Consider the following 18,898-nt stretch of genomic DNA (forward strand, 5'->3'; position numbering starts at 1 on the left):
ACCATGCGACTCACAGGTCAGCTTTTGATCGGCTCCGCCGCCGTCACCGGGCAGAACGGCACCCTCCACGCGATCGCCGCCGCAACCGGCGAGCGGCTCGAACCCGCGTTCGGCGGCGCGAGCCTGCACGACCTGGAGACGGCCTGCGCGCTCGCCGACGACGCGTTCGACACGTATCGCGAGACGAGCCTCGAAGCGCGCGCCGCGTTTCTCGACGCGATCGGCCGCAACATCATGGCGCTCGGCGACGAACTGATCGAGCGCTGCATCGCCGAATCGGGGCTGCCGCGCGCACGCGTCGAAGGCGAGCGCGGCCGCACGGTCGGCCAGCTCGGATTGTTCGCGTCGGTCGTGCGCGACGGCGGCTTCCTCGACGCGCGCATCGACCCCGCCCGTCCCGACCGCAAGCTGCTGCCGCGCGTCGACCTGCGGCTGCGCAACGTCGCGATCGGGCCGGTTGCCGTGTTCGGCGCGTCGAACTTCCCGCTCGCGTTCTCGGTCGCGGGCGGCGACACGGCGTCGGCGCTCGCGGCCGGCTGCCCGGTGATCGTCAAGGCGCATTCCGCGCATCCTGGCACGTCGGAGCTCGTCGGCCGCGCGATCCAGCAGGCGGTGCGCGAATGCGGCTTGCCGGCCGGCGTGTTCTCGCTGCTGTTCGACGCGTCGCGCGAGATCGGCCAGGCGCTCGTCGCCGATCCTCGCATCAAGGCGGTCGGCTTCACCGGCTCGCGCCGCGGCGGCGTCGCGCTGATGCACATCGCGGCCAAGCGCGATGAGCCGATCCCCGTCTATGCGGAAATGAGCTCGATCAACCCGGTGCTGCTGCTGCCCGACGCGCTCGCCGCGCGGCACGATGCGATCGCGCAGCAATTCGTCGCGTCGCTGACGCTCGGCGCCGGCCAGTTCTGCACGAACCCGGGCCTCGTGCTCGGCATCGACGGGCCCGCGCTGCGCGCGTTCGAGGCCGCCGCGGCGGCCGCGGCGCGCGCGGCAGCGGCGGCGACGATGCTGACGCCGCACATCCACGCGAGCTACTGCGACGGCGTTGCCGCGCTGCGCGCGCACGACGCGGTCGACACGCTCGCCGAAGGCGTCGAAGGCGACCGCTACCAGGCGCGCGCCGCGCTGTTCGCGACGTCGGCGGATGCGTTCATCGCGCGCCACGAACTGCGCGACGAAGTGTTCGGCCCCGCGTCGCTGATCGTCCGCTGCCCGGACGCCGACACGCTGCACCGCGTGCTGAAGTCGCTCGAAGGCCAGTTGACGATCGCCGCGCACCTCGCCGACGGCGACGCGCCGCTGTTCGCGAAGCTGCTGCCGACGCTCGAACGCAAGGCCGGCCGAATCCTCGTCAACGGCTTCGGCACCGGCGTCGAAGTCGGGCATGCGATGGTGCACGGCGGCCCGTTCCCGGCGACGTCCGACACGCGCACGACGTCGGTCGGCGCGCGCGCGATCGAACGCTTCCTGCGCCCGGTGTCGTATCAGGACGTGCCTGCCGCGCTGCTGCCGGCGGCGCTGCGCGACGGCAATCCGCTGCACGTCGCGCGGCGCATCGACGGCGTCGTGGTGCTGCCGAAGGAGGCGCGCGATGTCTGACGCGAACGAAGTCGTCCTGTCGCTCGACGAGGTGCACGCGCTCGCGCTGCGCGTGCTGACCCGCCACGGGATGTCCGACGCGCATGCGCGCGCGATCGCGAACGCGATCACGCAAGGCCAGCGCGACGAATGCCATTCACACGGCGTGTACCGGCTGCTCGTCTGCGTGCGCTCGCTGAAAAAGGGCAAGGTCGATCCGCAGGCCGTGCCGACGCTGCGCCGGCTGTCGTCGTCGATCGTCGCGGTCGACGCGCATCGCGGCTTCTCGCTGCTGAGCTTCGAGACGGGCCTGCCGGTGCTGGTTGAAATGGCGAAGCAGCACGGCATCGCGGCGATGGCGATCAACCACTGCTATCACTTCTCCGCGCTGTGGCCCGAGGTCGAGGCGATCGCGGCCGCCGGTCTCGCCGGCATCGCGATGAATCCGAGCCATAGCTGGGTCGCGCCGGAAGGCGGCAACCAGCCCGTGTTCGGCACCAATCCGATCGCGTTCGCGTGGCCGCGGCCTGGCGGCCTGCCGTTCGTGTTCGATTTCGCGACGAGCGCGATCGCGCGCGGCGACATCGAGCTGCACGCGAAGCAAGGCAAGCCGATCCCGCCGCACTGGGCGATCGACGCCGACGGCCAGCCGACCACCGACCCGAAAGCCGCGCTGCAGGGCGCGATGCGCACGTTCGGCGGTCACAAGGGCTCGGCGCTCGCGGCGATGGTCGAGCTGCTCGGCGGCGCGCTGATCGGCGACATGACGAGCCAGGAGTCGATCGCGTTCGACGAGGGCGTCGGCGCGACGCCGTGCCATGGCGAGCTCGTGATTGCGTTCGACCCGAAGGTGTTCCTTGGCGACGATCTCGATGCGGGGCTCGCGCGCGGCGAGCGGATGCTCGAATCGATCGTCGCGCAAGGCGCGCGGCTGCCGTCGCAACGGCGCTTCGACGCCCGCGCGCGCAGCGCGGCGAACGGCGTGCGGATTCCACGGCCGCTTTACGAGGAAATCCTCGCGCTGCTCGATTGATGTGCGCCACGCATCGTCCGCGGGCGCAATGCGCGCGGACGATGCGGTTCCGCCCGCTGTTACGTACATCGCTTCCTCCCGGCCGTCTCCGCTTTCCCCGCCACGCACGACCGCCGTGCACGCGCGCACCTTAAGGCTGTCATAAGGCTCGCGCGGCGATGATCCCATCAGCAGCGGCCCCTCGCCCCGTTCGTCGTGCCACGCGCCCGCTCCACTGACCCGCCCGAAGGAATCTCCATGTCCGATACCCCGCGCCAGACCGCCCGCCACGACCGGCTCACGCGCCTGTTCCACTGGAGCATGGTGCTGCTGGTCGCCGCCCAGTTCGCCATCGGCTGGACGATGCCCGACGTCCACGGCACCGCGCCGCCGCTCGGGCTGGTGCTGCTGCACGTGAATCTGGGCGTATTGCTGCTGCTGGTCGCGGCGCCGCGCCTGCTGTGGTCCGGCGCGCGCAAGCCCATAGCGCCGGTCGAGCAGCCTCCGGCACTGGCGTTCATTGCGAACGTCACGCACAAGCTGCTTTACGCATCGCTGATCGTGGTGCCGGTGCTCGGCTGGCTGAACGCGAACGGCCGCACCTGGCATGTCGGGCTCGGCAACGCGATTCCGTTGCCGACGATCGCCGCGCCGCATTCGCTCGGCGCGTCGATCGGCGAACTGCACAGCGCGTGGGCAACCGCGCTCGCGATCCTGATCGGCCTGCATGCGTGCGCGGCGCTCGCACACCGCTTCGTCATGAAGGACGGCGTGCTCGCACGGATGCTCTGACGCACGGTTCCACGCGAAGCGATGTCGCGCCCGCCGGCGTCCGCCGCCGACGGGACGCATCGCCCGCTTTCAGCCCGGGGCATCCGGGCTCTTTTTGCGTCGCACCTCGGTCAGGCGGCAAGTCCGATGCCGTCACTCGTGCCGGAAATCCCCGCCGTGTGCGCCGCTCCCTCCGCCACCGCCACCGCCTCCGCCGCCTTGCCGGCCGCCGAAGCTGCCGCGCTCGCCGCCCCCGCCGCCTTGATGCCCTTGCGGCGGCGTCACGGCGGCTGGCGCCGGTGCATGCATGGTGGCCGCCGGGCCCGGCGCGTGCATGTTCCCGCCGCCTTGCGGCACGGGCATCGGCGCAGGCGCCGGCATCGGAGCCGGAGCCGGCGTGCGGATGCCGCCGGTCCAGCCGCCGCGCGTGGCCGACGGCCGCGTATCGTGGCCGCCGTCACGCCCGCCGCGCTCGGGCGGCTGCCCGCCCACGCCCGGCATCACGATGGCCGGCGGCTCGTTCAACTGCGGATGCCCGCGTCCCGGCCCGACGCCGCCCGGGCCGATACGCGGCTCGGCGCGGTGGTGCATGAAGCGGTCGCGATCGTGGAAGAACGGCCGGTCGCGATAGAAATTGTCCCAGTACGGCACGATCGCGAACGCCACGATCGGGAAGCCGAGCTCGGCCCCGTAATCGAGCAGCGGCACCTCGCCGCCCTGGTACGAATAGTCGAGCAGCCCCGCGTAGATCCACCCACGCAGGCCCGGCACGGCGACGTCGCACCACGTGTAGTCGCTGATGCAGCCGATCACGGACACCAGCGTGCCCTCCGGAAGCTGGGCGACGAGCGGATAGTCCTGCGCCGGTCCTGCCCGCAGGTTGGCCGGTGCGTTCGTGTACGCCGCGGTCTGCGCGTCGGCCGCCCCCGGCACGCCCAGCAGGCCGAAAAGGACGATGCACAGGCATCGGACGATCGTGTTTCTCATGGCAATCTCCCGCACCGCTCGGGCGCGCATCGCGTCACCGGATGTCGCGCTGCCATCGCCCGCGGCTCAGCGCCCATGCCCGCCGCCGAAATGACCGGTATTCCAGTGGCCGCCACCCCAGTGTCCGCCGCCCCAGTGTCCGCCGCCCATGTGGTGATGATGGAAGTGACCGCCGCCAAATCGGCCGCTGAATCCGAAGCCGATCGCGAGCGGCGGCCAGCAGCAGTCGTACCACCCGGGGTAGTAATACGGGTACGGATACGGTGCATAGACCGGCGCCGGATAGACAGGCACGGCGGCGTCGGGCACGGTCGTGGCCAGCACGTCCGGCGGCGTGGTTGCATTGTCCGGCGTCGCGGGCGTCTGCGACACCGTCGCCGGCGCGTAATACGGCGTGTAGTACGGCGCGTAGCCGTACGGACTCGAGTAATAGCAGCCGCCGAGCGTCAGCGCAGCCAGCGCAACGGCAACGGGCCTGATCGGAGAAATCGGTTTCATGTCACGCTCCGGCAGGATCGGCGCGACGCAATCCGGCGCGCGCCCACATTTCTAGCTTACGTCTCCCGCACATTTCGGTACGTATGATCGGTTACTGTTTGTTTCACGCGCCGACGGGCCAGCCCGCGCCGCGAAGCGCACTCCGGCCGGCGTCAGTCCCGCAGCATCAGCATGCCGGCCGCATCCGCACGCACGTGCGTGCCGAACACCGCGCTTTCCCGTTCGAGCACGTCGGCGAGCCACGCGACGCCCTCGTCCGGCGCGCGCCGCACGCTCAGTTGCCGGATCTGCATCGGCGCCATGAGCAGGTCGCACAGCGCGCCGCTTGCCGTATCGACCAGCGGGAAGTACATCAGCGCGAGGTCGGGCCGGTACGCGCGGTAGCCGGCAATGCCTTCGTAGTCGTTCAGGAAATCGCCGCAGCCGTAGAGGATCAAGCGGCTGCGATAGCGTTCGATCCCGCGCACGTGATGCGACGAATGGCCGTACACGATGTCGACGCCGCCGGTGTCGATCAGCCGGTGCGCGAACGCGCGCTCGTCGGCGCTCGCCGCGTATCCCCAGTTGCCGCCCCAATGCAGCGACACGACGTTCACGTCGCCGGTCGCGCGCCGGGCTTCAGCGAGGCCGCTGCCGATCGCCTCCGCCCGCTCGGGCGACAGGTCCGGCAGCAGGTTCACGCCCGCGTGCGGGCCGCGCGCGGCCCACGTGTCAGGCACGCCCGCGCTCGGCGACGCGAACGCGCCGATGCGGACCCGCATGCCGTCCGCGCATTCGACGACGGCCGGCGCGGCCGCCTCCGCTGCATCGCGCCCCGCGCCGACCGGCCGGATTCCCGCGCGCACGAGTGTCGTGAGCGTGTCGGCGAGACCGGTGCGCCCCCAGTCCAGCGTGTGGTTGTTCGCGAGCACGCAGCAGTCGATGCGCGCGCGCAGCAGGCAGCCGACATTGTCCGGATGCATCCGGTACAGCACGGTCTTGCCGGGCCAGCGGTCGTCGCTGGCGGTGACGGCCGTCTCGAGATTGATGATCCGCGCGTTCGGCCGCACGCGCTCGAGCACGCCGAGCGCGTCGCCCCACGGATACGCGTCGTCGCGCCGGGACGGCAGCCTGCCGTTCTCCTGCTCGGCGAGCCGCACGTAGTCGCGCGCGGAGCCGCATACCGGCTCGAACAGGCGCGGGTCGCCCGGATGCGGCAGGATCTGGTCGATCCCGCGCCCCGTCATCACGTCGCCGCACAGAAACAGGCGCGCGCAGCCCGCGGGCCGTGCGCCGCGTGCCGCGCTCATCGCCGCAGCAGCCAGACCAGCACCGTCAGCGCGACCGACAGCACCGCGCACGTCGCCAGCGGAACGTAGAGGCTGAACCCGTCGCGCACGATGTGGAAGTCACCCGGCAGGCGGCCGAGCGGAAGCCGCGCGAGCCAGCGCCAGCCGAGGCTCGCCGCGATCAGCAGCAAACCGCAGATCAGAAGCGTCCGTTGCATCGCAGCCCTCCTGCGTCGCATCCTTTCGCATAGCGTAACGCCGCGCGGCCGCGCCGGGGGATCATGACCGCGCGCCGGTTGCGCGCCTGTGCAACGTTTGCCATTGACGCGCATCAACTTTTCGCGTTTTGTGTTCCGGACAATCGTGAATGGTCCCGGACACGGCGCGACGCGCCCCCCCTCCGTTTGCACCCAACGCGCTTGATCGCCCATGCAGACGACCGAAAGCCGCATTGACGAGGAAAACCGGCAGATCGCCAGTTGCCTGCGCGAGGCCGCCGAGCGTCTGGCCGCCCAGGGGGCGAACGCGTACCGGGCCGGCGCATACCGCGCGGCGGCGGACACGATCGACGGTCTCGGGCAGGATGTCCGGACCCTCTTCAATGCCGGCGGGGTCGATGCGCTCGGCGCGCTGCCGCGGATCGGCACGGGCATTGCGCAGGCGATCGCCGAGTTGCTGCTCGCCGGCCGCTGGCGCCAGCTGGAACGGCTACGCGGCGATACGGCGTCGGCGTCGCCGTTCGAAGCCGTGCCCGGCATCGGCCGCGAACTCGCGATGCGCATTCACGACGCGCTGCACATCGGCACGCTCGAAGACCTCGAGGCGGCGGCCCGCACCGGCCGGCTCGAAACCGTCACGGGCGTCGGCCCGCGCCGCGCGGCGGGCATTCGCGCGGCGCTCGACGAGGTGCTGAGCCGCCGGCGGCGGTGGCATGGCTCGACGCGCGACGCGGGCCTCGGCGCGGAGCCGCCGGTCGAGCTGCTGCTGTACGTCGATCGACTCTATCGCGCGCGGGCCGCCGCCGGCGTGCTGCCGACCATCGCCCCGAAGCGCGTGATCCCGGACGCACGGCCCCCGCTTCCCGTGCTGCACCTCACGAAAGGTGGCTGGCATTTCACGGCGCTGTTCATGCACACCGGACGCGCGCATGAGTCGGGCCGCACGGCCGACTGGGTTGCGATGTACTTCTATGACGACGTGCTGCGGGAGCACGAGCGTACGGTCTTCACCGAAGCGCATGGTGCGCTGGCCGGCAAGCGGGTCGTGCGCGGGCGGGAAAGGGAGTGTGAGGTGTACTACGCGGGCTGAGCCGGCGCAATGGGTCCTGAGTCAAGCTTCGTCGAGGCTAAGCGGGGAATGCACGGCAGACCGACCGCGTTCGGCCACGAGCGGTCGCCCGATCAAACTCTCAGACGGACATTCCGAGCGTCGGCTTCCGCCCAGACAACAGACCTTCTCCCGACGGTAACGCTCGCAAAGTGATCGGAGATAGCCAACGTTCGCCCAACACGCCGTTCGAGCATCGTTAAGGATGAGAGGACTCCCGTACGCCAGGCTGATCTCTTCTCCTCGCAGCCGAGTCTTCCAACATAGCAGGCTCGCGCAGATATTGGCCTCGAGAAAAATCATCAACTTACTTCGCATTGCCCTTAATTAGAAATGAGACTAAGTGGCATCAGATTTCATTGGCGAACGTGTATGGTCAGGCGATATACCTTTTCTGAATCGGCCAATGGCGCCAAGGCCTGCGATCGAGCTCTTCCGTTAGCTCGCAGCCGCGATCAAAGTCGGCGGAATACCAAGCTGGCATTGACGCCCCCAAAACCAAAGCCATTGGAGATCGCATATTCCGTCGATATCTTGCGGGCCGTACCTCTGACAATGTCGATGCCTTCCGCGGCCGAATCGGGCTGTGTCAAGTTCAGTGTGGGTGGCGCAAGCTGATCGCGCAGAGCAAGCACGGTGAAAATCGCCTCGACACCGCCCGCCGCCCCAAGCAAATGTCCCGTCGAGGACTTGGTGGCTGATACGGCGGGACCTCGACCCGTCCCAAATATCGCCTTGATGGCAGCCAGTTCACTGATGTCGCCTACCGGCGTGGACGTCGCGTGGGCGTTCAAATGCCCGATCAGCCTCGGTTCGAGATTCGCCTGCTGGATTGCCAGTTCCATCGCTCGCTGTCCGCCGGCGCCGTCTTCGGGCGGCGACGTCATATGGTGTGCGTCGGCGCTCGTGCCATAACCGAGCACTTCTGCAATCGGAGTGGCGCCGCGCCGCAATGCGTGCTCAAGGTCTTCGATAACGAGCATGCCGGCACCTTCTCCCATGACAAAGCCGTCTCGTCCAGCATCGAACGGGCGGGATGCCTGTGTTGGATGGTCATTAAAGCCCGTGGACATGGTTCTCGCGGCTGCGAATGACCCCAGGCTGACGCGATCGATGCAGGCCTCGGCTCCGCCACACACCGCAATATCGGCTTCACCAGCACGAATAAGGCGCGCTGCGTCGCCGATGGCCTGTGCGCTCGCAGCACAGGCAGTCACCGGTGCGCCCAAGGGACCACGAAAGCCGTGGCGGATGGAGATGTGGCCAGCTGCCATATTGGCCAGGAAACTGGGAACGGTGAAAGGAGAAAGGCGCCTTGGCCCGCGGTTATCCGTGATTCTGACCGCATCCACGATCGCACCGAACCCGCCTACGCCAGACGCCACAATGGTTGCCGTCCTTTGGCGAGCGTCTTCAGTCTCAGGTTGCCAGCCGGCTTGCTTCAATGCCTCTTGCGCCGCGCTCAGCGCAAACAGACTGAAGCGGTCCATCTTCTTCTGGTCCTTGGGTTCAACTGCGAGGGCCGGATCGAACCCCCACGGGCAGCCGGACGTCACCATGGGCACTACGCCCCCGACCTTTGTTGCAATGCCTTCCGTGATGTCGTCAGGCAAACCAGCCAAGCCTGAATGACCCTTCAAGAGACGGCTCCATACGGATTCAATCTCACATCCCAACGGCGACACGATACCCATTCCGGTCACGACGATGCGTCTCGAATTCAAACTAAAACTCCCATTTCGATTGGCGAAGAAATGCGGCCAGTTATTGGCACAATGCGCCATCTGGCAACTACAGGGGCTTGAGGAATTACGGAACTCCCGTGTAGTATAGGTAGGCTGGAAGCCAAAAATTGGCGCATCGCGCCAATCGATATGCAAAGTGCGCCATAATGAGCGGACCATGAACCTGTCCCGCCAAAGCCCGCTCACGCTTTCCGCTCACTTCCTGCACGGGATGCTGCGCGTCATTCGCACCCGTCACGGAGAAGACGTGGCGGCGAAGGCACTCGCAAGCGCCGCCATCCCCCAGTCCCTGCTCGATCAGCCTGATGCACGAATGACACGCGAGCAATACGTCGCGTTGTACCGGGCGGTCGCGGCGAGACTCGATGATGAAATGCTGGGACTTTGGTCCAGGCCAATCCGGGGCGGCACGTTAAAGTACCTCATGCTCAGCCTGCTGGACGCGCCTACCGTGCTGGTAGCGTTCAATCGATTTGTTCGCTTCTGGAATCTGCTGCTCGATGACTACCGGCTGCAGATTTCTACGAAGAACAATCTGGTGCGATTAGCTCTGGTGGAAAGGACGTCCGGCACGCAGGTCACGCCACTCGGACATGAGTTAATGATGAAGCTGGTTCATGGCATAGCATCATGGTTGCTCGGCAGGGAGATCATCCTGCACCGTGTCGAGTTCAGCTTCGCGAGGCCGAGGCATGTGGACGACTACGCGTTCCTGTTCCCCGGCGCAGTGCATTTCGATACACGGGTGACGAGTATTTATTTCTTGTACCAGGACTGCGCGGAACTGTTCAAACGCGAGAAGCACGAGCTATGGGCATTCCTGAAACGTGCTCCTGGAGACTGGACGTTCAGTGCATTTCATCACGGCTCCATTGTGGCTAAGACGCGGGAATATCTTGAACAGAACATCGCGCGGGCGGTGACGATACAGGATCTTGCAGAAGCATTGCACACCTCTGTACGCACGCTCAACCGTCGGTTTGCAGAGGAGGGAACGCATTTCCAGCTGGTGAAAGACGGACTGCGACGGGATATTGCAGTTCATCGGCTGACAAACTCAAACACGAGCGTGGCGGTGCTGGCATTTGATCTCGGCTTTTCCGATGCCACCGGCTTTTGCCGCGCATTCAAGCATTGGACCGGCAGCAGTCCTTCTGACTATCGCAAGGGCAGCCGTCAAGGTGAGTGACGGGAAATTGATGTTTTCTGACACATCGAATACCAGTCGCGTTGCCTTATTGACTTGGCCCGTGAGCGCATGGGCCGAGCGGTAAGCAGCTTTCATCCGACGCCTGGGCATCGGGGAGGTAGGTAGCCCTCCCGGCCCACCGGGGTAACAGACCACCCGACGATCGTGTTCCGCTCGTCCAACGTTGCAACGCTGTCGCTTGGTGCCGGTCAAGAGAAGCTGTCTTCAGCTGTGGCGTGACGTTTCCCTGAGTGTCTCTAACGACCCGAAAGCGGCCTTCGCTGGCCTCGTGTGACGAGAGGCAGCTCCGGGTCGTCTTACGCCACTTATCTAACGCTCTACCGGACAAGCCTTGAGTCCATCACCGCGATGATGGACCGCTCTCAAGCCATGTGTCGATGACGACGTGTGCTCAAGCAGCACCTCATTGCTCGATCGATACGGCATCGATATGCGTGATCCATTTGCCAGCGATATCCGATTCGCTTTCCGTGACCAGGAAGAAACGAAGGGCTTCCACGTAGTAGCCCGACCGCGTCGAGCGGCCACCCGCCATACAATCGATCGGCCACGCACGGCCTGAAAGTGTGGCATTCAGCGTTGCAGCGTCCATCGGTTTTCCGATCCGACAGGTCTCGTCCTGGTTGACTAACTCGCTCGGCCCGGAGTTTCTCATGCTGCTTCGATAGTTGAATGTGGCGCCGTCAGCGAACGTTGATATCGTCGCGCTGAGTTGCTCGGTAACACTCCCGCCGCTCTCCGGGGTGTTATCGACCATTCTTGAGCGAAGTTGAGCAAACCCGCCAACGGAAGCGCGATCGACGTAAAAGTATGTGTATGACTCTCGCAACAAAGTTGTACCGTCCGACTGCGGCCGCAATTCGATTACGTTTTTGGATTGATGAAACCGGGGGGAAGAACTGGATAGCGTCACGGTGACTTTTGAAAAACTTGCAACACCGGGCAGTGCCCGACTAAATGCGCCTGCCGCGGTCCGTACGTCGTCGGGAATCGGGCCGACTTCGATGGGTGGCATCTCAGGGGTTTCCGGCTTCTTACGAATGACACTGCCACCGATCGAACCGGCGAAGTGTTCGGGATCGATCGGCGCGCCGCACACTGCGTGCGCGACCTGTGCAATCAGCGCATCGGATTCAATCGGAGAGGTGGGCGGAGGCGGATCGAGCAATTTCGTCGCGTCAGTAATATCGCCCGTAGGTGAAAAGTGGTAGCGAATCAGCACTTGCGCATTTCTTGCGGCGCAATCGAGCGCGATCAATTCGCGAATCGAATCGTACGGCGCGCCGTAGGGCGGATTGAGCGTGATCTTCGGATAGTCGATGCGAGCCCAAACCGTTCTCGTCGTTCCGGAATCACGGACGCTGCGCGTATCGATCTGAAACAGCGTATCTCCATCTCCCTTGCCGATGTTGACGAGACGTTCCCGATGCAGCGGAAACGCGCATATCGCTTTCAGACTCGCAAGCCCGGATGATGACTCGTTCACCGACTTATAGGCTGCTTGCTTGTAGGACCTGGACGCGTCTTCAAATAGCCGAAGGAATCTGCCTCTTCGATAGGTATCGATCAGCAACGTTCGTTCGCGCTGTGCGGCGCAATCGAATTCTTCGACCGACGTTGATTGATTCGTATAGTCGCGGATTTTCGCGCCACTGTACTCCATGCGATAGACCGGGCCTTGCGTGGCGAGGTAGACGTGGTCACCGATACGAATGGCCGATTCCGGCAGGTACGAGAAGGTGGTATCTGTCGGCATCGGCATCCAGTTCATCGCAGGTGCATTCCCGGATAAGCCGGCAAGGATCAACGATAAAAGCACAACAGCTATACGCCTGCGGCGGCGGGCATCGGGTTTTGAAAGCATATGGTGGATAGAGGGCGGCTCGCCATGTCATGTTCACGACGACGTTCATGTCTGTATTTGCTGTTCACGCCGTCTCCGTCGAAGAACTAGTCCCCAACGGGCTTTCGGCCAATTCCGCAGAAACTTGACTCGTTGCCCGAAAACAGTCCTGCACTTGGACGCCAAGCGGCCGTAGAGCTGACACTTGAATATCCGAGTGAAGGTGCTTGCGAATGACACGTCCTTGCCGAACGCCGACAGCCCTCTCGGCGTTCCCCCGCAGTTCCGCGAAGAACCTAAATCAATCCGTACCGCCGCAGTTCATCCGCGAGCGACGCCGCGTCGACGAAGCGATAACCGAGCAGGCCCGCGCCGACCGCCCCCGCGACGTTCGCATCGGCGTCGTCGATAAACAGCGTCGCATCCGGCCGCGCACCGAGCACCCCGACGCAGCCAAGATACGCGCGCGCAGCCGGCTTGACCGCGCCGAACGACGCTGACGGGTACACATGCGCGCCGAACAGTCGCGCGACTTGCGGATTCAGGTAGTCGAGATGATCGGTAACGAGCCGGCAGTTGTTCGTAAGCACCGCGATCGGGCACCTGCCGGCGACCTGCTCCGCCAGCGCGAGCGTCTCGGCGTTCGGCGTGATCGACGCATGGCGGGCATCGAGCCACGCATCGCGGCTGACGCGGCAGTTCAGCAGGTCGCCGAGCGCGTCCAGATAGGCATCCGGCGTGATCTCGCCGGCGTCCGCGCGCGCTTCGAGGCCGGACTCCCAGATCGCGTAGCGCACGGCCTCCGGCGGCCGGCCCGTGAGCGCCGACAGGCGCGCGACCCGCGCCGCGCGATCGTAGTGCGTCAGCACGCCCTCCATATCGAACAGCACCCACGCGATCGGCACGCTCATCGCGCCTCCTCGGGCTGGATTCACACGCCGGCTGTACCAACCGGCTTCGCGCGACGCGTGACGCCGCGGTGCTCCGCAATACGCAGCAGCTTCCGGAAACTCGGGCATTCCAGATGGCTCGGCGCCGGACACGCCGCCGCGTGCCGAAGGGCATCGCGCACCGCGCTGAGCCGGCGGATCGTGCGATCGAGTTCGTCGGCCTTCGCGTCGAGCTTCGCGCGATCGATATCGGGCTCGCCGCCCGCGCCGAACATCGCGCCGATCTCGTCGAGCGAGAACCCGGCCTCGCGACCGAGCGCGATCAGCGCGAGCCGCTGCAGCACGGCCTGGTCGTACTGCCGCCGCAACCCGCGACGCCCGTTCGACGCGATCAACCCCTTTTCCTCGTAGTAGCGCAGCGTCGACGCGGGCAAGCCCGCATGACGCGCGACGTCGGCGATATCCAGACGGCCCATGCTTGACCTCAAGTGAACTTGAAGCTGCAAGATAGCCGCTCGCCTCCATTGAAACAAGCCGGAATTGCAATGAAACCGATCCGAACCCCGCGTCGCGCCGACGCGTCCACGCCCTGCCCCTGCCTGCCTGCGCACTTCGGAGGCAAACAATGAACGACACAGCCGACGTGCTGCTCCGCCTGCTGACGATCGGCGCGGGCGGCACGCTCGTGATGGACCTGTGGGCACTGTTCCGGCGGCGCGTGTTCGGCATTCCGTCGCTCGACTACGCGCTGGTCGGCCGCTGGCTCGGCCACATGGCGGGCGGCCGGTTCCGGCATGCGTCGATCGTCGCGGCGGCGCCGGTGCGGCACGAACGGCCGCTCGGCTGGCTCGCGCACTACGCGATCGGCATCGCGTTCGCCGGGCTGCCGGTCGCGCTCGCGGGAACGCAATGGATCAGCGCGCCGACGCTGCTGCCCGCGCTCGCCGCGGGCATCGGAAGCGTGGCCGCGCCGTTCTTCGTGATGCAGCCGGCATTCGGCTTCGGCATCGCCGCGGCGCGCACGCCGCAGCCGGGCGTCGCGCGCCGCCGCAGCCTCGTCACGCATCTGTCCTACGGGCTGGGACTGTATGTGGCCGCGCAGGTGCTCGCGCGCATGCCGTGACGTCGAGCGCGTCCGGCGCCCGCGTGTTCGCGCCGGCCGCCGTGCTTCGCGGCGGAGCGCATGCGCGCCGGATGGGACGGCGCGCTGCCCGGTCAGCCCTTCATCGACCCGGTCCGCACGAACCGCTCGTGCCACGACAGCGCCTCGCCGAGCAGGTGCGGCGTCTGCTTGCCGAAGCTCTCGCGGCACGCGCGCTCGAAGTAATCCTCGAGCATCGGCCGGAAGTCCGGGTGCGCGCAGGTCGCGATGATCTTGCGCGCGCGCTGCTTCGGCGACAGCCCGCGCAGGTCCGCCAGGCCCTGCTCGGTGACGACCACCGCGACGTCGTGCTCGGTGTGGTCGACGTGGCTCGCCATCGGCACGATCCGCGAGATCGCGCCGCCCTTCGCGGTGCTCGCCGACATGAAGCACGACAGGTAGCCGTTGCGCGCGAAGTCGCCCGAGCCGCCGATGCCGTTCTGGATCTTCGTGCCCATCACGTGCGTCGAGTTCACGTTGCCGTAGATGTCGGCCTCGATCATCCCGTTCATCGCGATGCAGCCGAGGCGGCGCACGAGCTCCGGATGGTTGCTGATCTCCTGCGGGCGCAGCAGGATCTTCTCGCGGAACGTCGCGATCTCGTCGGCGAAGCGCTTGACCGCGTCCGGGCTCAGCGACAGCGCGGTGGCCGATGCGAAGCTCAGCGTGCCGTCCGCGAGCAGGTCGAGCATGCCGTCCTGGATCACCTCGGTGTACGCGGTGAGATTCGAGAACCCGGCCGTGCTCAGTTCCGCAAGCACCGCGTTCGTGATGTTGCCGACGCCCGACTGCAGCGGCAGCAGGTTCTCCGGCAGCCGGCCGCGCTTCACTTCGTGGCGCAGGAAATCGATCAGTTGCGCCGCGATCTGCTTCGACGTCTCGTCCGGCGCGGAGAACGCGTTGCTGCGGTCCGCCGCGTCGGTCTCGACGATCGCGACGATCTTCTCCGCCGGGCAGCGCAGGTACGGCTCGCCGATGCGGTCGTCGCTCCTCGTCAACGGGATCGGCTTGCGGTCCGGCGGCAGCGCGGTGCCGTAATAGATGTCGTGCATCCCGTCGAGGCCGAGCGGCTGGCGCGCGTTGACTTCGAGGATCACGTGCTTCGCGCGGTCAAGCCAGGTCTTGTTGTTGCCGACCGACGCGGACGGAATCAGCAGCCCGTCCTCGCGGATGCCCGCGACCTCGACGATCGCGATGTCGAGATCGCCGTACAGCCCGAACCATGCGTATTGCGCGACGTGGCTCAGGTGGACGTCCTGGTAGTCGACTTCGCCGGCGTTGATCTTGTCGCGCAGCGTCGGGTCGGATTGATACGGCAGGCGCATCGAGATGCCGTTCGTCCGGGCGAGCGCGCCGTCGAGCTCCGGCGCGGTCGATGCGCCCGTCAGCACGTTGATGCGGAATTCCTCACCCCGCGCGTGCGTCGCCTCGATGTGTGCGGCGAGCGCGGCCGGCACGGCCTTCGGATAGCCCGAGCCGGTGAAGCCGCTCATGGCGACGGTCATGCCGGGACGGATCAGGGCGGCGGCTTCGTCGGCGGTGCGGACGAGCGAACGCAGGGCGGGAGCGAGGATGCGTGATGAAGACATGGCAGTTTGAACGAACGCGTTTTGGTCTGTCGTTGACGCCGCGGGGGGTGTCTCCTGAGCGGCGTGGAACCCTTGGGGCCGCGGTCGGCGGCCGGCACCACAGGTACGACCGGAGTATCGCAGAGGCCGCATCCGCGAAATGTCTACTGGATGCAAAAGACCCTTTCGGAATTTGCCGGATATCGAACGGTCGTTCTGTGACAGGCGGCGGCGCGCAGCACGGCCGCGCCGGATTGTCGCCCGATGCGCGCGCGGCCGGCATGATCGACATCAAGCCTGCGCGGCGTGGGCCGCCGCCCCCGCCCGGTTCGCCGAAGGCGCGCCTTGCGCATGCGGGCGACGACGACGAAACTTGAACGTAACGCGCCGCGTCGCGCGGAAGGAGCGGAACGGCCCCGTGTGCACCATATGCGTGCCTGTCGCGCACGTCTGGCGCGCAAGGTCCCTTCCGAAATGGCCGGTAACACCGGAAAATGTCAGGAGATTGAGCGGAAAAAAGCAACAACTTACAAATCCGTATATATTTCGCCGATGGACCAAAGAAAAACCGCCAAACGTTCCGAGCCACCGCTACCCCGCACGTGGGATGCGCGGCTTGCGCGCGCCCTCGTCCGGCCGCTCGTCGACACCCCCGTCACCCCGAATCACCTCACCACCGTCCGCCTTCTGATCGGCCTCGCCGGCGCGTGGTGCCTCGCCCAAGGCGGCTACGGCTGGAGCAACGCCGGCGCATTCCTGATCGTGCTGTCGAACTTCGTCGACCACACGGACGGCGAACTCGCCCGCATCAGCGGCAAGTCCAGCAAGATCGGCCATTTCTACGACCTCGCGGCGGACGCGCTCGTCACGATCGCGCTGTTCGTCAGCATGGGCGTCGGCGTCATCGCCCAGGGCGGCCAGATGGCCGCGTCGCCGGTGCTGCTCGGCGCGGCGGCCGGCGCGGCGGTCGCGCTGATCTTCTACCTGCGGATGCGGATCGAATCGTTCGCCGGCAAGGCCGGCACCAAGCAGGCGTTCGCCGGCGGCTTCGAGACCGAGGACGTCCTCTACCTGCTGCCGCTCGTGACGCTCGCGAACGGCGTCGAACCGTTCCTGCTGGCGGCGTCGATCGGCGCGCCGCTGTTCGCCGCCTGGGTCGTGATCGACTGGTGGCGCATCGTCCGTCGCGGCGCCCTGCCGCAGAACCCAACCGAAATCCAGGCAAGCAAATGACTCCCAGCACACGCGACGACTCCGTGCTGAACCCGGCACGCCCCGCGCCTGCGCGCGCAGCGGCGGCCACCCCGGACCGCACCGTGGCCGACTGCGTCGGCCGGCTCGACGTCGGCCGCCTGCGCGACGACTACACGCGCCAGGGGTCGTTCCTGTATCTCGATACGTTCCTGCCGCCCGACGCGCACGCGAAGCTCGCCGACGCCGCGCGCGCGCTCACCGCCGACATCAACCGCAATTACCTGCCCGGCCACAAGCAGGGCGGCAGCGTGAGCCGCCACACGATCGACGCGAAGGCGCCGTACATCGCCGAGCTGTACCGCTCGAAGGCGCTGATCGGCCTCCTCGAGAAGCTCACCGGCGACACGCTGCTGCTGTCGCCGGACGACGATCCGCACGCATACGCGCTGTATTACTACACGAAGCCCGGCGACCACATCGGCTGGCACTACGACACGTCGTACTACGACGGCCGCCGCTACACGCTGCTGATCGGCGTGATCGACGACTCGTCGTGCCGACTCGACTACGAGCTGCATACGCGTAATCCGGCGGTGCCCGACGAACCGGGCACGGTACAGATCGCCGACGGCGGCATCGTGCTGTTCGACGGCGACAAGCTGCGCCATCGCGTCACGCCGCTCGGCCAGAACGAGATGCGCGTGTCGCTCACGTTCGAATACGTGACCGACCCCGGCATGCGGCCGTGGAAGCGTTTCATCTCGAACATGAAGGACGCGATCGCGTACTTCGGTTTCCGCCAGGTGTTCAAGCAGCTGGCGACGCGACGCACGACCGGGTCATGACACGCGCCGGCATGATCCTGCTGTCCCTCGGGACGGCCCTGTTCGTGGCCCTTCTTGCGTGGCAGGGGGTCGGCGCGGTCGCGTCGACGTTCCTCGCGGCCGGCTGGGGGCTCGCGCTCGTCGCGGCGTTCCACGTCGTGCCGCTCGTGATCGACGCGGCGGCGATCGCGGTGATGTTCCACAAGGGCGAGCCCGGCGCCGAGCTCGGCAATGCGCTGCGCGCGCGCTGGGTCGGCGAATCGGTCAACAGCCTGCTGCCCGCCGGGCAGATCGGCGGCCCCGTGCTGATGGTGCGCTACCTCGCGCAGCGCGGCACCCGGATGGCGGATGCCGCGGCGGCCATCACCGTCAGCACGACGATGCAGGCGCTCGCGCAGATGGCGTTCGCGCTCGTCGGCATCGCCGCGTTCAGCATGGTCGCGACGCACGAGTCGGTCGTGCATCTGCGCACGCCGGCGCTGATCGCGACCGGCGTGCTCGGCGGCTGCGCGGTGCTGTTCTATGCCGCGCAGCGGCGCGGGCTGTTCGGCCGCGGCCTGCGCGTCGCGTCGAAACTGCTCGGCCCGCGCGACTGGTCGTCGCTCGCGACGCGCGCGGACGCGATCGACGACGCGGTCGGCACGCTGTACCGCGACCGCCGCAAGGTCGCGTCGACTTTCGCGCTGAGCTTCGTCGGCTGGATCGTCGGCACCGCCGAGGTGTGGCTCGCGCTGCATTTCCTCGGGCATCCGGTGAGCTGGCTCGACGCGCTGCTGCTCGAAAGCGTCGGCCAGGCGATCCGCGGCGCGGCCTTCGCTATTCCCGGCTCGCTCGGCGCGCAGGAAGGCGGCTACCTGCTGCTCGCGCCGCTCGTCGGCCTGCCGCCCGACGCGGCGCTCGCGCTGTCGCTCGCGAAGCGCGCGCGCGAACTCGCGCTCGGCCTGCCCGGCCTGCTCTATCTGCATTTCAGTGAAAGAAACTGGCAGCGGCGCCGTGCGCCGCAGCCCCTCGCCGACTGATCGATCGAGCATCGATCAGTCGAT

19 protein-coding genes are annotated in these 18,898 nt (G+C 67.0%); 10 read left to right on the top strand and 9 right to left on the bottom strand.

The window, feature by feature from the left end:
- Nucleotides 1–3 precede the first annotated feature (3 nt).
- From ACFIMZ_RS28640 to ACFIMZ_RS28650, 3 genes are all read left to right on the top strand, one after another.
- Nucleotides 4–1,599, top strand: coding sequence for an aldehyde dehydrogenase (NADP(+)) (locus ACFIMZ_RS28640; RefSeq protein ID WP_431822836.1), 1,596 nt, complete (start codon nt 4–6; stop codon nt 1,597–1,599).
- The gene (locus ACFIMZ_RS28645; RefSeq protein WP_431822837.1) at nt 1,592–2,611 is read left to right on the top strand and encodes an Ldh family oxidoreductase; all 1,020 of its coding nucleotides are present in this window, start codon (nt 1,592–1,594) and stop codon (nt 2,609–2,611) included. The genes ACFIMZ_RS28640 and ACFIMZ_RS28645 overlap by 8 nt, the downstream gene beginning before the upstream one ends.
- 237 nt (nt 2,612–2,848) lie before the next feature.
- Nucleotides 2,849–3,382, top strand: a complete 534-nt coding sequence (locus tag ACFIMZ_RS28650; RefSeq protein ID WP_431822838.1) for a cytochrome b — start codon at nt 2,849–2,851, stop codon at nt 3,380–3,382.
- Nucleotides 3,383–3,514: 132 nt separating this feature from the next.
- On the opposite strand, the gene ACFIMZ_RS28655 is transcribed toward ACFIMZ_RS28650, so the two are convergent.
- The 4 genes from ACFIMZ_RS28655 to ACFIMZ_RS28670 form a co-directional block, all read right to left on the bottom strand.
- The gene (locus ACFIMZ_RS28655) at nt 3,515–4,348 is read right to left on the bottom strand and encodes an SH3 domain-containing protein (RefSeq protein ID WP_431822839.1); all 834 of its coding nucleotides are present in this window, start codon (nt 4,346–4,348) and stop codon (nt 3,515–3,517) included.
- Between the two features lie 66 nt (nt 4,349–4,414).
- Nucleotides 4,415–4,846 carry a hypothetical protein gene (locus ACFIMZ_RS28660; protein ID WP_431822840.1) on the bottom strand — a complete coding sequence of 144 codons (432 nt, stop codon included), beginning with the start codon at nt 4,844–4,846 and terminating at the stop codon, nt 4,415–4,417.
- Nucleotides 4,847–4,998: 152 nt separating this feature from the next.
- Nucleotides 4,999–6,135, bottom strand: coding sequence for a CapA family protein (locus ACFIMZ_RS28665; protein WP_431822841.1), 1,137 nt, complete (start codon nt 6,133–6,135; stop codon nt 4,999–5,001).
- Complete coding sequence (locus ACFIMZ_RS28670; RefSeq protein WP_431822842.1) at nt 6,132–6,332, bottom strand: DUF2905 domain-containing protein; 201 nt, start codon at nt 6,330–6,332, stop codon at nt 6,132–6,134. The genes ACFIMZ_RS28665 and ACFIMZ_RS28670 overlap by 4 nt, the downstream gene beginning before the upstream one ends.
- A 211-nt stretch (nt 6,333–6,543) precedes the next feature.
- Here ACFIMZ_RS28670 and ACFIMZ_RS28675 point away from each other — a divergent pair, with 211 nt between their 5' ends.
- Nucleotides 6,544–7,422 (top strand): helix-hairpin-helix domain-containing protein, encoded by an 879-nt coding sequence (locus ACFIMZ_RS28675; RefSeq protein WP_431822843.1) that lies wholly within the window; start codon nt 6,544–6,546, stop codon nt 7,420–7,422.
- Between the two features lie 473 nt (nt 7,423–7,895).
- On the opposite strand, the gene fabF is transcribed toward ACFIMZ_RS28675, so the two are convergent.
- Entirely contained in the window at nt 7,896–9,134 is a 1,239-nt protein-coding gene (gene fabF, locus ACFIMZ_RS28680) for a beta-ketoacyl-ACP synthase II (protein ID WP_431825391.1), read from the bottom strand.
- Between the two features lie 208 nt (nt 9,135–9,342).
- Between fabF and ACFIMZ_RS28685 the strand changes: the two genes are divergently transcribed.
- Nucleotides 9,343–10,374, top strand: coding sequence for an AraC family transcriptional regulator ligand-binding domain-containing protein (locus ACFIMZ_RS28685; RefSeq protein WP_431822844.1), 1,032 nt, complete (start codon nt 9,343–9,345; stop codon nt 10,372–10,374).
- Between the two features lie 424 nt (nt 10,375–10,798).
- Here the strand turns inward: ACFIMZ_RS28685 and ACFIMZ_RS28690 are convergent, their stop codons facing one another.
- The 3 genes from ACFIMZ_RS28690 to ACFIMZ_RS28700 all read right to left on the bottom strand — a co-directional run bounded on the left by ACFIMZ_RS28690 (nt 10,799) and on the right by ACFIMZ_RS28700 (nt 13,604).
- Nucleotides 10,799–12,166, bottom strand: coding sequence for a surface-adhesin E family protein (locus tag ACFIMZ_RS28690; protein WP_431822845.1), 1,368 nt, complete (start codon nt 12,164–12,166; stop codon nt 10,799–10,801).
- Between the two features lie 368 nt (nt 12,167–12,534).
- Nucleotides 12,535–13,149 carry an HAD family hydrolase gene (locus tag ACFIMZ_RS28695; protein ID WP_431822846.1) on the bottom strand — a complete coding sequence of 205 codons (615 nt, stop codon included), beginning with the start codon at nt 13,147–13,149 and terminating at the stop codon, nt 12,535–12,537.
- 20 nt (nt 13,150–13,169) lie between these two features.
- Nucleotides 13,170–13,604 carry a helix-turn-helix domain-containing protein gene (locus ACFIMZ_RS28700; protein WP_431822847.1) on the bottom strand — a complete coding sequence of 145 codons (435 nt, stop codon included), beginning with the start codon at nt 13,602–13,604 and terminating at the stop codon, nt 13,170–13,172.
- A 149-nt stretch (nt 13,605–13,753) separates the two neighbouring features.
- Here ACFIMZ_RS28700 and ACFIMZ_RS28705 point away from each other — a divergent pair, with 149 nt between their 5' ends.
- Nucleotides 13,754–14,251, top strand: coding sequence for a DUF2938 domain-containing protein (locus ACFIMZ_RS28705; protein WP_431822848.1), 498 nt, complete (start codon nt 13,754–13,756; stop codon nt 14,249–14,251).
- A 92-nt stretch (nt 14,252–14,343) separates the two neighbouring features.
- On the opposite strand, the gene ACFIMZ_RS28710 is transcribed toward ACFIMZ_RS28705, so the two are convergent.
- Nucleotides 14,344–15,858 (bottom strand): acetyl-CoA hydrolase/transferase family protein, encoded by a 1,515-nt coding sequence (locus ACFIMZ_RS28710; RefSeq protein ID WP_431822849.1) that lies wholly within the window; start codon nt 15,856–15,858, stop codon nt 14,344–14,346.
- Here ACFIMZ_RS28710 and ACFIMZ_RS28715 point away from each other — a divergent pair.
- The 4 genes from ACFIMZ_RS28715 (at nt 15,849) to ACFIMZ_RS28730 (ending at nt 18,874) form a co-directional block, all read left to right on the top strand.
- Entirely contained in the window at nt 15,849–16,214 is a 366-nt protein-coding gene (locus ACFIMZ_RS28715) for a hypothetical protein (protein ID WP_431822850.1), read from the top strand. The two genes, ACFIMZ_RS28710 and ACFIMZ_RS28715, sit on opposite strands and share 10 nt — an antisense overlap.
- 175 nt (nt 16,215–16,389) lie before the next feature.
- On the top strand, nt 16,390–17,070 hold the full coding sequence (locus tag ACFIMZ_RS28720; protein WP_431825392.1) for a CDP-alcohol phosphatidyltransferase family protein: 681 nt from the start codon (nt 16,390–16,392) through the stop codon (nt 17,068–17,070).
- Nucleotides 17,067–17,876, top strand: coding sequence for a HalD/BesD family halogenase (locus ACFIMZ_RS28725; RefSeq protein ID WP_431822851.1), 810 nt, complete (start codon nt 17,067–17,069; stop codon nt 17,874–17,876). The genes ACFIMZ_RS28720 and ACFIMZ_RS28725 overlap by 4 nt, the downstream gene beginning before the upstream one ends.
- Nucleotides 17,873–18,874, top strand: coding sequence for an HpnL family protein (locus ACFIMZ_RS28730; RefSeq protein WP_431822852.1), 1,002 nt, complete (start codon nt 17,873–17,875; stop codon nt 18,872–18,874). Before ACFIMZ_RS28725 ends, ACFIMZ_RS28730 begins: the two co-directional genes overlap by 4 nt.
- Nucleotides 18,875–18,898 lie beyond the last annotated feature (24 nt).

This window comes from Burkholderia sp. F1 (assembly GCF_050813845.1).
Taxonomy (GTDB): Bacteria; Pseudomonadota; Gammaproteobacteria; order Burkholderiales; family Burkholderiaceae; genus Burkholderia; species Burkholderia ubonensis.

Coding starts and splice junctions, on each gene's coding strand:
- ACFIMZ_RS28640 (WP_431822836.1), top strand. CDS start 4: ATGCGACTCACAGGTCAGCTTTTGATCGGCTCCGCCGCCGTCACCGGG.
- ACFIMZ_RS28645 (WP_431822837.1), top strand. CDS start 1,592: ATGTCTGACGCGAACGAAGTCGTCCTGTCGCTCGACGAGGTGCACGCG.
- ACFIMZ_RS28650 (WP_431822838.1), top strand. CDS start 2,849: ATGTCCGATACCCCGCGCCAGACCGCCCGCCACGACCGGCTCACGCGC.
- ACFIMZ_RS28655 (WP_431822839.1), bottom strand. CDS start 4,348: ATGAGAAACACGATCGTCCGATGCCTGTGCATCGTCCTTTTCGGCCTG.
- ACFIMZ_RS28660 (WP_431822840.1), bottom strand. CDS start 4,846: ATGAAACCGATTTCTCCGATCAGGCCCGTTGCCGTTGCGCTGGCTGCG.
- ACFIMZ_RS28665 (WP_431822841.1), bottom strand. CDS start 6,135: ATGAGCGCGGCACGCGGCGCACGGCCCGCGGGCTGCGCGCGCCTGTTT.
- ACFIMZ_RS28670 (WP_431822842.1), bottom strand. CDS start 6,332: ATGCAACGGACGCTTCTGATCTGCGGTTTGCTGCTGATCGCGGCGAGC.
- ACFIMZ_RS28675 (WP_431822843.1), top strand. CDS start 6,544: ATGCAGACGACCGAAAGCCGCATTGACGAGGAAAACCGGCAGATCGCC.
- fabF (WP_431825391.1), bottom strand. CDS start 9,134: ATGGGTATCGTGTCGCCGTTGGGATGTGAGATTGAATCCGTATGGAGC.
- ACFIMZ_RS28685 (WP_431822844.1), top strand. CDS start 9,343: ATGAACCTGTCCCGCCAAAGCCCGCTCACGCTTTCCGCTCACTTCCTG.
- ACFIMZ_RS28690 (WP_431822845.1), bottom strand. CDS start 12,166: ATGAACTGGATGCCGATGCCGACAGATACCACCTTCTCGTACCTGCCG.
- ACFIMZ_RS28695 (WP_431822846.1), bottom strand. CDS start 13,149: ATGAGCGTGCCGATCGCGTGGGTGCTGTTCGATATGGAGGGCGTGCTG.
- ACFIMZ_RS28700 (WP_431822847.1), bottom strand. CDS start 13,604: ATGGGCCGTCTGGATATCGCCGACGTCGCGCGTCATGCGGGCTTGCCC.
- ACFIMZ_RS28705 (WP_431822848.1), top strand. CDS start 13,754: ATGAACGACACAGCCGACGTGCTGCTCCGCCTGCTGACGATCGGCGCG.
- ACFIMZ_RS28715 (WP_431822850.1), top strand. CDS start 15,849: ATGAAGACATGGCAGTTTGAACGAACGCGTTTTGGTCTGTCGTTGACG.
- ACFIMZ_RS28710 (WP_431822849.1), bottom strand. CDS start 15,858: ATGTCTTCATCACGCATCCTCGCTCCCGCCCTGCGTTCGCTCGTCCGC.
- ACFIMZ_RS28720 (WP_431825392.1), top strand. CDS start 16,390: ATGGACCAAAGAAAAACCGCCAAACGTTCCGAGCCACCGCTACCCCGC.
- ACFIMZ_RS28725 (WP_431822851.1), top strand. CDS start 17,067: ATGACTCCCAGCACACGCGACGACTCCGTGCTGAACCCGGCACGCCCC.
- ACFIMZ_RS28730 (WP_431822852.1), top strand. CDS start 17,873: ATGACACGCGCCGGCATGATCCTGCTGTCCCTCGGGACGGCCCTGTTC.